The organism is Flavobacterium davisii (assembly GCF_019565505.1).
In the GTDB taxonomy this organism is placed as follows: Bacteria; Bacteroidota; Bacteroidia; order Flavobacteriales; family Flavobacteriaceae; genus Flavobacterium; species Flavobacterium davisii.
This window is the reverse complement of the sequence record NZ_CP067378.1, coordinates 1,364,222-1,379,908: the sequence shown is the minus strand read 5'-3', so window position 1 is coordinate 1,379,908 and position 15,687 is coordinate 1,364,222. Positions and strand designations below refer to the sequence as shown.

Annotated in this window: 8 protein-coding genes and 4 pseudogenes; 3 read left to right on the top strand and 9 right to left on the bottom strand. The window is 38.5% G+C overall.

Annotated features, from left to right (window positions below; translation table 11 throughout):
* Positions 1–78: 78 nt before the first annotated feature.
* Positions 79–1,476, top strand: a complete 1,398-nt coding sequence (locus JJC05_RS06720) for a DUF4403 family protein (RefSeq protein ID WP_235878623.1) — start codon at positions 79–81, stop codon at positions 1,474–1,476.
* 3 nt (positions 1,477–1,479) lie between these two features.
* Here the strand turns inward: JJC05_RS06720 and JJC05_RS06715 are convergent, their stop codons facing one another.
* The 8 genes and pseudogenes from JJC05_RS06715 to cyoE form a co-directional block, all read right to left on the bottom strand.
* The gene (locus JJC05_RS06715) at positions 1,480–1,767 is read right to left on the bottom strand and encodes a CAMCR motif-containing small membrane protein (protein WP_235878622.1); all 288 of its coding nucleotides are present in this window, start codon (positions 1,765–1,767) and stop codon (positions 1,480–1,482) included.
* Positions 1,757–2,295: pseudogene (locus JJC05_RS06710) on the bottom strand (DUF420 domain-containing protein). The gene JJC05_RS06715 and the pseudogene JJC05_RS06710 overlap by 11 nt, the downstream one beginning before the upstream one ends.
* Positions 2,296–2,321: 26 nt before the next feature.
* A pseudogene (locus JJC05_RS06705) lies at positions 2,322–3,004 on the bottom strand (SCO family protein).
* A complete protein-coding gene (locus tag JJC05_RS06700) occupies positions 2,994–3,698 on the bottom strand; it encodes a hypothetical protein (RefSeq protein WP_235878621.1) in 705 nt (234 codons plus the stop codon). The pseudogene JJC05_RS06705 and the gene JJC05_RS06700 overlap by 11 nt, the downstream one beginning before the upstream one ends.
* Positions 3,699–3,774: 76 nt before the next feature.
* Positions 3,775–4,125 (bottom strand): cytochrome C oxidase subunit IV family protein, encoded by a 351-nt coding sequence (locus JJC05_RS06695; protein WP_127823526.1) that lies wholly within the window; start codon positions 4,123–4,125, stop codon positions 3,775–3,777.
* A 16-nt stretch (positions 4,126–4,141) separates the two neighbouring features.
* Positions 4,142–5,119 (bottom strand): cytochrome c oxidase subunit 3, encoded by a 978-nt coding sequence (locus tag JJC05_RS06690; protein WP_105195172.1) that lies wholly within the window; start codon positions 5,117–5,119, stop codon positions 4,142–4,144.
* 43 nt (positions 5,120–5,162) lie between these two features.
* Positions 5,163–5,740: pseudogene (locus JJC05_RS06685) on the bottom strand (cytochrome c oxidase subunit 3).
* Positions 5,740–6,645 (bottom strand): annotated as a pseudogene (cyoE, locus tag JJC05_RS06680) (heme o synthase). Before cyoE ends, JJC05_RS06685 begins: the two co-directional pseudogenes overlap by 1 nt.
* A gap of 211 nt (positions 6,646–6,856) precedes the next feature.
* On the opposite strand from cyoE, the gene JJC05_RS06675 reads away from it, so the two are divergent.
* Positions 6,857–8,386: a CshA/CshB family fibrillar adhesin-related protein gene (locus JJC05_RS06675; protein ID WP_235878620.1), complete on the top strand. Its 1,530-nt coding sequence runs from the start codon at positions 6,857–6,859 to the stop codon at positions 8,384–8,386.
* On the opposite strand, the gene JJC05_RS06670 is transcribed toward JJC05_RS06675, so the two are convergent.
* Complete coding sequence (locus JJC05_RS06670; protein ID WP_235878619.1) at positions 8,343–8,579, bottom strand: hypothetical protein; 237 nt, start codon at positions 8,577–8,579, stop codon at positions 8,343–8,345. The genes JJC05_RS06675 and JJC05_RS06670 overlap by 44 nt on opposite strands.
* 55 nt (positions 8,580–8,634) lie before the next feature.
* Between JJC05_RS06670 and JJC05_RS06665 the strand changes: the two genes are divergently transcribed.
* On the top strand, positions 8,635–15,618 hold the full coding sequence (locus tag JJC05_RS06665) for a hypothetical protein (RefSeq protein WP_235878618.1): 6,984 nt from the start codon (positions 8,635–8,637) through the stop codon (positions 15,616–15,618).
* Positions 15,619–15,687 lie beyond the last annotated feature (69 nt).

Sequence of the window (15,687 nt, the reverse complement as noted above, 5' to 3'; positions counted from 1 at the left end):
TTCATTAGACTATCAAAGCAACACTTTGTTACAAACGCATTAAAAATAATTTTATTTTTGCAACAAAATCATCACTACATGAAAAAACTAACCTACTATTTTTTTACTATAATCATTAGTTTATTATTAAGCAATTGCTCCTCAACTCAAAAAATAGAATTAATGCAACCAGAACCCGATAAAGCTTTACCAGTAAATTTCCCAACTTATTCATCTTATCTGAATTTTCCCATTCAACTTACAGTAAAAGATATAGAAAATCAAACGAATAAAGCCTTAACAGGATTAATCTACGAAGACAATAATTTAGAGGATGATAAAATCATGATCAAAATTTGGAAAAACACTCCTATTACCATGAATGAAAAAGATCAAAAATTACAAACTATGGTTCCTTTAAAAATTTGGGCAAAAGTAAAATATGGAACTTCAGTTTTAGGAATGGATCTTTATGATACTCGTGAATTTAATCTAAATGCAACCGTCAGTTTACTCAGCAATGTTAATCTCATTAATTGGCAAGTAAACACCCAAACTGAATTACAAAACATTGAATGGAATGAAAGCCCCACCGTAAGTATAGCAGGTAAAGATATTAAAATTACATATTTAATAAATCCTACTTTAAAATATTTTAAAAGCAAAATAGAAAAGAGTTTAGATGATGCTATTGGTAAATCATTAGATTTTAAAAAACAAATTTATGATCTAATGCAAAAAGCAAGTGAACCTATAGAAATGAATAAAAATTACGAAACTTGGTTACGTATTAATCCGCAAGAAATTCATTCTACTCAAATTGTTTTAAATAACAATAAGATTCATCTAAACATAGGTCTAAAATGCCAAATAGAATCTTTAGTTGGACAAAAACCGCAAAATTTATTTGATAAAAACAAACTCATATTAAAGACCACTCAACAATTACCTAATAAAATAACAGCTTCATTAGTTGCATTATCTACTTATAATGATGCTTCAAGATTAATAAATAACAACTTTAAAGGAAAGGAATTCAGTTCTGGAAATCGAAAAATTAGCATCCAAAATGTTTCCATTTGGCATAAACAAGGAAAAATGATCATTGCTCTTGATCTTTTAGGTAGCTTAAATGGACGTATTTATTTGTCTGGATTTCCCAAGTACGATACAGAAAAAAAAGAATTTTATTTTGACGATTTAGATTATGCCTTAGAAACTAAAAGTAAACTGATTAAAACAGCTAATTGGCTATTTCAAAGTGCTATTATTCAAAAACTAAAAGCTAATTGTAGATACTCGATTGCCTCAAATTTAGAAGAAGGAAAGAAAAGCATAATGCAATATTTAAATAACTATTCCCCTTTACAAGGTATTTATATTAATGGTAAATTAACCCATATTGATTTTGACAAAGTACAACTTACGAATGAATCTATCCTAGGATTCTTAACCATAACAGGTAATTTAAAAGTAGAGGTAAACGGTTTACAATAATAATTAGCTTTTATCAAGTAAAAGAAAAGTTAGTGATACACCACTAACTTTTCTTTTTTTATACATTTTATAAACATAATAACTTGCTAAACCAACTAAGATGTAAGGAATTGCCATTAGATATACTATACCATCATTTACCGCTTGTGCCTGTTCTACATTTCCTGTACTTTCCAATGAGGCACGACACATGGCGCATTGTGCTTTAAACTCTATAGATAATAAGAAGCAAAGAACAAAAAACAAAACACTTATTATCTTCACATTTTTATTATTTTCTTTAGTTTGCATAATAGGGAGAAATCATTAAATACACTACAACACCTGTTACCGCTACGTATAACCATAAAGGAAATGCCCATTTAGCTATTAACTTATGACGATCAAAACTACCTAACAACGCTCTAACGTATGTTATCAAAACAAGCGGAATGATACCTATTGACAAAACAATATGTGTAATTAAAATAAAAAAATAGAGTGCTTTCATGATGCCAACACCGCCATAAGGTGTCGATTCGGCAGTCATGTGATAGGCTACATACATCCCTAAAAAAGCTACAGAACAAACTATTGCAAATTTAATTAATCGTTCATGCAATAAACGATTTCCTTTTTTATAGCAATTACCGCCCCAATCAAAAGAATAGCTGTTAAACCATTAATCGTTGCATAAATAGGAGGCAAAAAAGTTAGAGGTTTTACATTAAATCCAAAATCCTTTAATTTAACTTTAAACAAAACAGCTACCACTAAAGGAATAGTAACTGACAAAATGGTAATGATTATATTATATTTCTTTTTTAAACTATTTTCCATACTGCTTTTATGAAATTATTGATTTTTTATTCCGCTAACAATTTTGATATATCCTTCTTGATCTGTTTTATCCCATCAGCTTTTAATCCATCATAATATACTATAGGATTTCCATAATTATCTTTACTGCAACGTATATTTCCTTCTTTATCAATTAAGGCAAACATTCCAGAGTGTTCAAATCCTCCTTTTACTTTTTTATTTTGTCCGACATATAGATTAAACCCTTTTTGTGCTAAATCATATATTTCTTTTTGATTCCCCGTTAGAAAATGCCAGTTCATTCCTTTTAAATTCAAACTTTCTGCATGATCTTTTAAAACTTTTTGAGTATCTGTTTCAGGGTTAATCGTAATAGATGCAATACCAAAATTAGCATTGGAAGCAAAACTATCTTGTATTAATTTCATATTACGATTCATGATAGGACAAATGGTCGGACAAGTAGTAAAGAAAAACTCTAATACAAAAACTTTCCCTTTATAGCTTTCATTTGAAATCGTTTTCCCATTCTGATTCATTAGAGAAAATTTAGGTGCAGCTCCCACTGTAAACAAATCACTTTTACCTGCACCTTGATCTACTAGTGTACTCAAACGATCTCCCTTTACGACTTCTCCCTCCTTAATACGTTTGACAATCTTTGGAATAAAAAAATTCCAAAGATTAAAACAATAAAGCTAAGACCTATATATGATTTATTTTTCATGGTTAAAATTTCTTGTGATATTATTTTTTTCATGTAATCGAAAATTCTCTTTATTCTGATTCCTCTTAAGAGCCAAACGATATTCACGTAACAATATTTTTATATCATCTGTCATTTCATTATGTAAATCAGCAGCAGAAGTAGTATTATAACTTTCTCGGTATTCTTCTACCCCTTCCTTATTTTTACCTATACGCCCTCTGTGATTTATATCTTTATCTAAGATAAACACTTCTGAAGTAGCACAATCTTCATTTAATTTTCCCTTTAACTTAAAAGAATCGTAATATGCTTGAATTTGAGATTTAGAAGCAAAAACTACATGATAAGCAGACATATTTTCTGTAAAGCCCTTTAATTTTTCAAATAATTCTTTTACTTGATTTTGACTTCCATCAACGGCTAAAAAAACGACTTGAAAATCTTTAAACCCTACATACTTATCATAAATCTTTTGATTAAAATTAAAAGCATTCCCTTGAATACTTTTAATATCACTTCCTAAAAACCCCATAACTGTTATTTTATTTTTCAATGTTATAGATTTTTTATCTAATGATTCCCATTTGGGTAAATCCAGATTATTCTTTGAAATAATAGGTAAAAATAATTGATTATGAGTAGCCGAAGCAAAAATCAGATAAATAACAATTGGTAAAACCAACAATATTATAAGTATTACTTTTTTCTTCATACAAAATAATTTAGAGAGATTACAAAAATAAAAAAATCCCGACGTAAATCGGGATTCTTTATGAATTAATATGTTGTTAAAAATTCCACTTTATGGTTGAATTTTTGAACACCTCAAATACATAATTAGCCTCTATTAATAAGATAAAAACTATATATATGATTAAGAATACTAATGGCGCTACTATAGACCAACGAAAAGAAGAAACTTCTCCTTCAAGGTGCATAAATGACCACATAATCCCGTATGCTTTAGCTACTGTTAAGATAATGAAGATCCAATTAAGTAAATTAGTTCCTAAAATAGCTGTAAAATAAAGTGAACGAGGCTTGTAAATACCTAAAACAACTTCTATAATTGTTATAACAGAAAGTATTCCGAAAACTTTCCAAATTTTTCCCGCGTTCGATTCGTGTGCGTGTCCCATAATCTTACCTTTTTTATTATACTAAGTAGAAGAATGTAAATACAAACACCCAAACTAAATCTACAAAGTGCCAGTATAAACCTACCTTCTCAACCATTTCATAAGTACCTCTTCTTTCATAAGTACCTAAAAGTACATTAAAGAAGATAATGATATTAATAACCACACCTGAAAATACGTGGAAACCGTGAAATCCTGTAATAAAGAAAAAGAAATCAGCAAATAACTTATTTCCATATTCATTTTGCACCATGTTAGCTCCTTCAACTACCGATTTTGCTCCTTCTAATCTTTTTAAAGATTCTTCACGAGTTAAAACAATTTTTTGTTTCGTTTCTTGATTAACTTTTTCCGAACGGATTAACAAATCAGGATTTGCTTTAAATCCTTCTACTACCTCTGTAACAGAAACAGAAGTCAACGGAGACTCTCCAACAAACCATAAACCTTGATTACGCGTATGTTGTGTTCTCTCTTCTGGCAAATTGAGCGCAAACTCATGTAAAGCTACGCGTTTACCATTTTTATCAACAAATTGTAAAATTGATCCTCCTTTAGTTTCTACAGCACCATACTCACCTTTGATAAAGTTCTTCCATTCCCAAGCTTGAGAACCAACGAAGATCAAACCTCCAATAATAGTAAGGAACATATAGATTGCTACTTTATCTTTTTTCATTTGGTGACCAGCATCAACAGCCAACACCATAGTTACAGATGAAAAAATTAAGATAAAAGTCATCAATGCTACATAATACATTGGAGCCGGTACTCCATGCATGAATGGGAAGTGAGTAAACACTTCATCGGCCAAAGGCCAAGTTTCAATAAATTTAAATCTTGAAAAACCGTAAGAAGCAAGGAATCCAGAGAAAGTTAAAGCATCCGAAACGATGAAGAACCACATCATCATTTTACCATAGCTTGCTTTCATAGGCTCGTTTCCGCCGCCCCAAACTTTACCTTCAGTACTTGTAGTAACTGTCGTTGCCATAGAATTCATTTTAAAAAGTTGTCAAATTTACATTTTTTATTTTTTATACGAAATATAAAAACAGAAACAAATACACCCAAAGAAAATCTAAAAAATGCCAAAACATCGCACCAAGCTCTATTCCAGCGGTTTGAGTAGAATTATACTTTTGTTTATAATGATTATAAATTATAATTAATAACGAAATTACACCCGCAAAAAGATGAACCAAATGCAATAAAGTCAACATATACAAAAAGAAGTCGTTACAGTACTCTCACTTCCTGTAAAATAATAACCCATCCTTATAATTTGACTAAATCCAGCAAATTGAAAGAAAACAAACATCAAACCTAAAAACAAAGTTAATCCTAAATACATAGAAGTTTTAGAACGATTGTTTTTACGTATAGATAATTTAGCCAAATGAATTGTTATACTACTCATAATGATTACAATGGTACTAATTGTAAAAGCAGGAGGTAAAATCATATCGTGTACCCAATCTTTACGAGAGGCACTGACCAAATAAGCACTAGTAAGTCCTGCAAACATCATAAACATACTAAGCATACCAAACAATAAAATCAATTTGTAGGAACGAACTTGTTTTTGTTTTTCCTCTTCTATAATAATTTCCATTATCTTAAAAATTTATCTAAAACATACACTATCTGCAATAGCGAGATATACGTTACACTCACTAACATTAAACTCTTAGCCGCTTTTGCTGTTTGCTGCTGATACAACCTAATAGCATACAACAACATCCAAATCCCCATAGCTAAAACAAAAAATGCTGACAAACTAGACAAATACAGCTGTCCTGTATAACCAAAACTAGGCAAAACAGAAGCTACCACTAACCAAATCGTATACAGAATCGTCTGAATAGCTGTTGATTTATCTCGATTTCCCGTTGGCAACATAAAAAAACCCCCTTTTTATAATCATCAAATAAAAACCAACCTATAGACCAAAAATGAGGAAATTGCCAAAAAAACTGAATTAAAAACAATGTTCCAGCCTCAATACCAAACTCATTTGTAGCCGCAACCCAACCTAACATAAAAGGAATTGCCCCTCGGAAAAGCTCCCACAAAAACAGATAAAGGGGTTTTTGTCTTCATAGGTGTATAAACACTTGTATATAAAAAAATAGAAATAGCACCAAACATCGCCGATTTCTCATTAATATTATACAAAATAACAACACCTAAAATAGCTAAAAGAGTGGCTATAAAAAAAGCTTTATTCACACTCATTCTTCCTGACGGAATTGGTCTATTTTTTGTACGATCCATCAAAGCATCCAAATCCTTTTCAATAATTTGATTATAAGCATTGGACGCTCCTACCATACAATATCCTCCTATTGCTAACATAACGAGGGTAATCATCGTAGCCTGATTAATTTCCTCTACCCCAAGCATAAAACCAGCTACGGAAGAAAAAACCACACTAACAGCCAAACCTGCCTTTGTAATTTCCTTAAAATCAAACAAAAAAGTTTTTAGCAATAAAGATATTTTATGAGTAGTACTCAAAGTAAAAAAATTTAAAATCGCGACAAAGATACGTTTTAGTTCAAAAGTATAAAAATCTAATTCATTTTAATTTTAACCAAAAAAATTAACCTTTTATATAAATAAACTTAAAAAAAAAGACTTTATTTTTATTCAAAATAGCACGTAGAAGCTTTTCTATAGAAAAAAAGAAAAAAAACATCTAAATTTACCATATAAAATATAATAAAAAATGAAAACGCCTCTTTTTCAAATATTAATATCTTTTATATCACTATTTTTAAATTGCCTTTTTACCAATGTAACCTTTTCACAAGTTCCCGACGCAGGTAAAGCAACAACTGGTAGCGGTCTTTACAAGGATCGTATATTTTGGTTAAACTGGGATCTCAATAAAGACGGCACTAGTGGTGATTTAATCATTAACGGATCTACAAGAACGTTTACTTCTGCTGCTGGAGTTATTTATCAAGCCACAATATCAAACGTTACGGGTACACCAAAATCTAGTAACTCTTATGATTATTTTGGAAACAACTTCCCAAGTGGTTATGGAAATATTGGAGGAAATACTGGAGCAGGCAATATTGTAGGTATAAATAATGGATGCAATGCCTGTACTTCTACTTTCAGAATTACCATAACAGCCAATTATCCAAATGGCATATCGGGTAATGTGGCCGCCTTTGTCATAGGAGGAACAGAAACCTTAGCCAATACAAATGAATATTATCAGCTTACAGTACCATCAGGAACTGTAAGATACTTAGACAAATACATCAGAAATGATAACTGGACTAACTCATCTATCAGACTCGATGTATCAAATTCAGGAAGAACCATTAGAGTTACAAACCCCGGAAGTGGCGATAGTAGAGGAGATGCAATATTAATTGCTGAAGATGTCCCCTATATAGATGCTCAAGTTAAAGGAGGAGGAGGTCAGCATTTTGGTATCGGTTTTATAGAAGATCTTGATTATTCGGATGCGCCTAATTCATACGGTAAAGCCACTCATATAGTAAACAATTCAATACAAGGTGGAACCTTTACCTCTCCCAGTCAAAACATTTTAAGCACAACAACTAACGTACTTGACACACAACGAGGATCTTTTGTCAGTCCCAACCTAGTACTGGGAAACAACATTGATGTTGAAAGCTCTTATAATCCTGTAACAGCTGGCAATATTCCGAACACAGATGACATTACTGGAATCGATGATGAAGATGGTATACAAGACATCAATTGGTCTACATGTACAGGAACTGTATTTGTTAAAAACACTACTGCTAGCGTAGCTTATTTAAATTTATGGATAGATGCTAATTCAAATGGTATTTTTGACAATAATGAAAACACCAACGTATCAATTCCTTCAGGAACAAATGGAAACGTAAGCGTTCCTTTAAATCCAATAAGCGGACTAACTTCTGGTAATAGCTATTATGCTAGATTAAGGCTATCAACAACACCAAACCTTTCTCCTTCTGGTTTTGCTGCTGATGGAGAAGTTGAAGATCATTGGGTAAATATTACAAAAACAACATTAACTACTAACCCTCTTACTTCCTGCGTTGGTTCACCTATAATCTTCTCTTCTATTTCTGGGATGCTTAGTTATAACTGGACTGGACCAAATGGTTTTACATCAAATCAACAAAACCCAATAATTGTAAATAGTAACACTAACCATAATGGTATCTACACACTTGTCGTTACAACACCGGAGGCTGTACTATATCAGATTCAACGAATGTAATAGTCAACCCATTACCAACAGCTCCTATTATATCAAATATAACACAACCTAGTTGCAATGTTTCTACAGGAAGTGTTAGTTTTAACAATTTACCTGCATCTGGTACATGGACTGTTACAGCTTCACCCGGTGGCACTAGCATAACAGGTTCTGGAACTAATGCAATTTTTAGTGGCCTAACAGGAAATAACACCTATACTTTTACTGTCACTAATTCTAATAGCTGTACCTCTGCTGTAAGTGCGCAGGTGACTATCAATGCGCAACCTGTAACGCCTAATGCACCATTAGCGGGGGCTGTTACCCAACCTACTTGTTCTAATGCTTCGGGTAGTTTTCAAATTGTGGGCTACAATACCACTAGTCTTTATACTTTCAGTCCTGCGGTTTTGAATATCTCGCCAACGGGGATTGTTACGGCCAATGCGGGGACTTATACTTTTACGGAAACCAATGCGGTGGGCTGTACCTCTGCTGTAAGTGCGCAGGTGACTATCAATGCGCAACCTGTAACGCCTAATGCACCATTAGCGGGGGCTGTTACCCAACCTACTTGTTCTAATGCTTCGGGTAGTTTTCAAATTGTGGGTTACAATACCACTAGTCTTTATACTTTCAGTCCTGCGGTTTTGAATATCTCGCCAACGGGGATTGTTACGGCCAATGCGGGTACTTATACTTTTACGGAAACCAATGCGGTGGGCTGTACCTCTGCTGTAAGTGCGCAGGTGACTATCAATGCGCAACCTGCAACGCCTAATGCACCATTAGCGGGGGCTGTTACCCAACCTACTTGTTCTAATGCTTCGGGTAGTTTTCAAATTGTGGGCTACAATACCACTAGTCTTTATACTTTCAGTCCTGCGGTTTTGAATATCTCGCCAACGGGGATTGTTACGGCCAATGCGGGGACTTATACTTTTACGGAAACCAATGCGGTGGGCTGTACCTCTGCTGTAAGTGCGCAGGTGACTATCAATGCGCAACCTGTAACGCCTAATGCACCATTAGCGGGGGCTGTTACCCAACCTACTTGTTCTAATGCTTCGGGTAGTTTTCAAATTGTGGGTTACAATACCACTAGTCTTTATACTTTCAGTCCTGCGGTTTTGAATATCTCGCCAACGGGGATTGTTACGGCCAATGCGGGTACTTATACTTTTACGGAAACCAATGCGGTGGGCTGTACCTCTGCTGTAAGTGCGCAGGTGACTATCAATGCGCAACCTGCAACGCCTAATGCACCATTAGCGGGGGCTGTTACCCAACCTACTTGTTCTAATGCTTCGGGTAGTTTTCAAATTGTGGGTTACAATACCACTAGTCTTTATACTTTCAGTCCTGCGGTTTTGAATATCTCGCCAACGGGGATTGTTACGGCCAATGCGGGTACTTATACTTTTACGGAAACCAATGCGGTGGGCTGTACCTCTGCTGTAAGTGCGCAGGTGACTATCAATGCGCAACCTGCAACGCCTAATGCACCATTAGCGGGGGCTGTTACACAACCTACTTGTTCTAATGCTTCGGGTAGTTTTCAAATTGTGGGTTACAATACCACTAGTCTTTATACTTTCAGTCCTGCGGTTTTGAATATCTCGCCAACGGGGATTGTTACGGCCAATGCGGGGACTTATACTTTTACGGAAACCAATGCGGTGGGCTGTACCTCTGCTGTAAGTGCGCAGGTGACTATCAATGCGCAACCTGTAACGCCTAATGCGCCATTAGCGGGGGCTGTTACCCAACCTACTTGTTCTAATGCTTCGGGTAGTTTTCAAATTGTGGGTTACAATACCACTAGTCTTTATACTTTCAGTCCTGCGGTTTTGAATATCTCGCCAACGGGGATTGTTACGGCCAATGCGGGTACTTATACTTTTACGGAAACCAATGCGGTGGGCTGTACCTCTGCTGTAAGTGCGCAGGTGACTATCAATGCGCAACCTGCAACGCCTAATGCGCCATTAGCGGGGGCTGTTACACAACCTACTTGTACTAATGCTTCGGGTAGTTTTCAAATTGTGGGTTACAATACCACTAGTCTTTATACTTTCAGTCCTGCGGTTTTGAATATCTCGCCAACGGGGATTGTTACGGCCAATGCGGGGACTTATACTTTTACGGAAACCAATGCGGTGGGCTGTACCTCTGCTGTAAGTGCGCAGGTGACTATCAATGCGCAACCTGTAACGCCTAATGCACCATTAGCGGGGGCTGTTACCCAACCTACTTGTTCTAATGCTTCGGGTAGTTTTCAAATTGTGGGCTACAATACCACTAGTCTTTATACTTTCAGTCCTGCGGTTTTGAATATCTCGCCAACGGGGATTGTTACGGCCAATGCGGGGACTTATACTTTTACGGAAACCAATGCGGTGGGCTGTACCTCTGCTGTAAGTGCGCAGGTGACTATCAATGCGCAACCTGTAACGCCTAATGCACCATTAGCGGGGGCTGTTACCCAACCTACTTGTTCTAATGCTTCGGGTAGTTTTCAAATTGTGGGTTACAATACCACTAGTCTTTATACTTTCAGTCCTGCGGTTTTGAATATCTCGCCAACGGGGATTGTTACGGCCAATGCGGGTACTTATACTTTTACGGAAACCAATGCGGTGGGCTGTACCTCTGCTGTAAGTGCGCAGGTGACTATCAATGCGCAACCTGCAACGCCTAATGCACCATTAGCGGGGGCTGTTACACAACCTACTTGTTCTAATGCTTCGGGTAGTTTTCAAATTGTGGGTTACAATACCACTAGTCTTTATACTTTCAGTCCTGCGGTTTTGAATATCTCGCCAACGGGGATTGTTACGGCCAATGCGGGGACTTATACTTTTACGGAAACCAATGCGGTGGGCTGTACCTCTGCTGTAAGTGCGCAGGTGACTATCAATGCGCAACCTGTAACGCCTAATGCGCCATTAGCGGGGGCTGTTACCCAACCTACTTGTTCTAATGCTTCGGGTAGTTTTCAAATTGTGGGTTACAATACCACTAGTCTTTATACTTTCAGTCCTGCGGTTTTGAATATCTCGCCAACGGGGATTGTTACGGCCAATGCGGGTACTTATACTTTTACGGAAACCAATGCGGTGGGCTGTACCTCTGCTGTAAGTGCGCAGGTGACTATCAATGCGCAACCTGCAACGCCTAATGCGCCATTAGCGGGGGCTGTTACACAACCTACTTGTACTAATGCTTCGGGTAGTTTTCAAATTGTGGGTTACAATACCACTAGTCTTTATACTTTCAGTCCTGCGGTTTTGAATATCTCGCCAACGGGGATTGTTACGGCCAATGCGGGGACTTATACTTTTACGGAAACCAATGCGGTGGGCTGTACCTCTGCTGTAAGTGCGCAGGTGACTATCAATGCGCAACCTGTAACGCCTAATGCGCCATTAGCGGGGGCTGTTACACAACCTACTTGTTCTAATGCTTCGGGTAGTTTTCAAATTGTGGGTTACAATACCACTAGTCTTTATACTTTCAGTCCTGCGGTTTTGAATATCTCGCCAACGGGGATTGTTACGGCCAATGCGGGGACTTATACTTTTACGGAAACCAATGCGGTGGGCTGTACCTCTGCTGTAAGTGCGCAGGTGACTATCAATGCGCAACCTGTAACGCCTAATGCGCCATTAGCGGGGGCTGTTACACAACCTACTTGTTCTAATGCTTCGGGTAGTTTTCAAATTGTGGGTTACAATACCACTAGTCTTTATACTTTCAGTCCTGCGGTTTTGAATATCTCGCCAACGGGGATTGTTACGGCCAATGCGGGTACTTATACTTTTACGGAAACCAATGCGGTGGGCTGTACCTCTGCTGTAAGTGCGCAGGTGACTATCAATGCGCAACCTGTAACGCCTAATGCGCCATTAGCGGGGGCTGTTACCCAACCTACTTGTTCTAATGCTTCGGGTAGTTTTCAAATTGTGGGCTACAATACCACTAGTCTTTATACTTTCAGTCCTGCGGTTTTGAATATCTCGCCAACGGGGATTGTTACGGCTAATGCGGGGACTTATACTTTTACGGAAACCAATGCGGTGGGCTGTACCTCTGCTGTAAGTGCGCAGGTGACTATCAATGCGCAACCTGTAACGCCTAATGCGCCATTAGCGGGGGCTGTTACCCAACCTACTTGTTCTAATGCTTCGGGTAGTTTTCAAATTGTGGGCTACAATACCACTAGTCTTTATACTTTCAGTCCTGCGATTTTGAATATCTCGCCAACAGGGATTGTTACGGCCAATGCGGGGACTTATACTTTTACGGAAACCAATGCGGTGGGCTGTACCTCTGCTGTAAGTGCGCAGGTGACTATCAATGCGCAACCTGTAACGCCTAATGCACCATTAGCGGGGGCTGTTACCCAACCTACTTGTTCTAATGCTTCGGGTAGTTTTCAAATTGTGGGCTACAATACCACTAGTCTTTATACTTTCAGTCCTGCGGTTTTGAATATCTCGCCAACGGGGATTGTTACGGCCAATGCGGGTACTTATACTTTTACGGAAACCAATGCGGTGGGCTGTACCTCTGCTGTAAGTGCGCAGGTGACTATCAATGCGCAACCTGCAACGCCTAATGCGCCATTAGCGGGGGCTGTTACACAACCTACTTGTACTAATGCTTCGGGTAGTTTTCAAATTGTGGGCTACAATACCACTAGTCTTTATACTTTCAGTCCTGCGGTTTTGAATATCTCGCCAACGGGGATTGTTACGGCCAATGCGGGTACTTATACTTTTACGGAAACCAATGCGGTGGGCTGTACCTCTGCTGTAAGTGCGCAGGTGACTATCAATGCGCAACCTGCAACGCCTAATGCACCATTAGCGGGGGCTGTTACCCAACCTACTTGTACTAATGCTTCGGGTAGTTTTCAAATTGTGGGCTACAATACCACTAGTCTTTATACTTTCAGTCCTGCGGTTTTGAATATCTCGCCAACGGGGATTGTTACGGCTAATGCGGGTACTTATACTTTTACGGAAACCAATGCGGTGGGCTGTACCTCTGCTGTAAGTGCGCAGGTGACTATCAATGCGCAACCTGTAACGCCTAATGCACCATTAGCGGGGGCTGTTACCCAACCTACTTGTTCTAATGCTTCGGGTAGTTTTCAAATTGTGGGCTACAATACCACTAGTCTTTATACTTTCAGTCCTGCGGTTTTGAATATCTCGCCAACGGGGATTGTTACGGCCAATGCGGGTACTTATACTTTTACGGAAACCAATGCGGTGGGCTGTACCTCTGCTGTAAGTGCGCAGGTGACTATCAATGCGCAACCTGCAACGCCTAATGCGCCATTAGCGGGGGCTGTTACACAACCTACTTGTACTAATGCTTCGGGTAGTTTTCAAATTGTGGGCTACAATACCACTAGTCTTTATACTTTCAGTCCTGCGGTTTTGAATATCTCGCCAACGGGGATTGTTACGGCCAATGCGGGTACTTATACTTTTACGGAAACCAATGCGGTGGGCTGTACCTCTGCTGTAAGTGCGCAGGTGACTATCAATGCGCAACCTGTAACGCCTAATGCGCCATTAGCGGGGGCTGTTACACAACCTACTTGTTCTAATGCTTCGGGTAGTTTTCAAATTGTGGGTTACAATACCACTAGTCTTTATACTTTCAGTCCTGCGGTTTTGAATATCTCGCCAACGGGGATTGTTACGGCCAATGCGGGTACTTATACTTTTACGGAAACCAATGCGGTGGGCTGTACCTCTGCTGTAAGTGCGCAGGTGACTATCAATGCGCAACCTGTAACGCCTAATGCGCCATTAGCGGGGGCTGTTACACAACCTACTTGTTCTAATGCTTCGGGTAGTTTTCAAATTGTGGGTTACAATACCACTAGTCTTTATACTTTCAGTCCTGCGGTTTTGAATATCTCGCCAACGGGGATTGTTACGGCCAATGCGGGTACTTATACTTTTACGGAAACCAATGCGGTGGGCTGTACCTCTGCTGTAAGTGCGCAGGTGACTATCAATGCGCAACCTGCAACGCCTAATGCGCCATTAGCGGGGGCTGTTACACAACCTACTTGTTCTAATGCTTCGGGTAGTTTTCAAATTGTGGGCTACAATACCACTAGTCTTTATACTTTCAGTCCTGCGGTTTTGAATATCTCGCCAACGGGGATTGTTACGGCCAATGCGGGGACTTATACTTTTACGGAAACCAATGCGGTGGGCTGTACCTCTGCTGTAAGTGCGCAGGTGACTATCAATGCGCAACCTGCAACGCCTAATGCGCCATTAGCGGGGGCTGTTACACAACCTACTTGTTCTAATGCTTCGGGTAGTTTTCAAATTGTGGGCTACAATACCACTAGTCTTTATACTTTCAGTCCTGCGGTTTTGAATATCTCGCCAACGGGGATTGTTACGGCCAATGCGGGGACTTATACTTTTACGGAAACCAATGCGGTGGGCTGTACCTCTGCTGTAAGTGCGCAGGTGACTATCAATGCGCAACCTGCAACGCCTAATGCGCCATTAGCGGGGGCTGTTACACAACCTACTTGTTCTAATGCTTCGGGTAGTTTTCAAATTGTGGGCTACAATACCACTAGTCTTTATACTTTCAGTCCTGCGGTTTTGAATATCTCGCCAACGGGGATTGTTACGGCCAATGCGGGGACTTATACTTTTACGGAAACCAATGCGGTGGGCTGTACCTCTGCTGTAAGTGCGCAGGTGACTATCAATGCGCAACCTGTAACGCCTAATGCGCCATTAGCGGGGGCTGTTACCCAACCTACTTGTTCTAATGCTTCGGGTAGTTTTCAAATTGTGGGTTACAATACCACTAGTCTTTATACTTTCAGTCCTGCGGTTTTGAATATCTCGCCAACGGGGATTGTTACGGCCAATGCGGGGACTTATACTTTTACGGAAACCAATGCGGTGGGCTGTACCTCTGCTGTAAGTGCGCAGGTGACTATCAATGCGCAACCTGCAACGCCTAATGCGCCATTAGCGGGGGCTGTTACACAACCAAGCTGTATCACTTCAACAGGAAGTGTTATTTTAAATGGTTTATCAACATCAGATCCATGGACTATTATAGCATCACCAAGTGGCCTTACTTTAAATGGTACTGGAACTAGTGTAAATTTTACAGGACTAAATCCGGTAATACTTATACCTTCACAGTTACTAATTCTAATGGTTGTATTTCACCTTCATCATCTGCTATAACAGTATATAATCAAATATGTGCAGTAGATGAAACAACAACCCCTATAAACGGTCTATCTGGAGGCACAA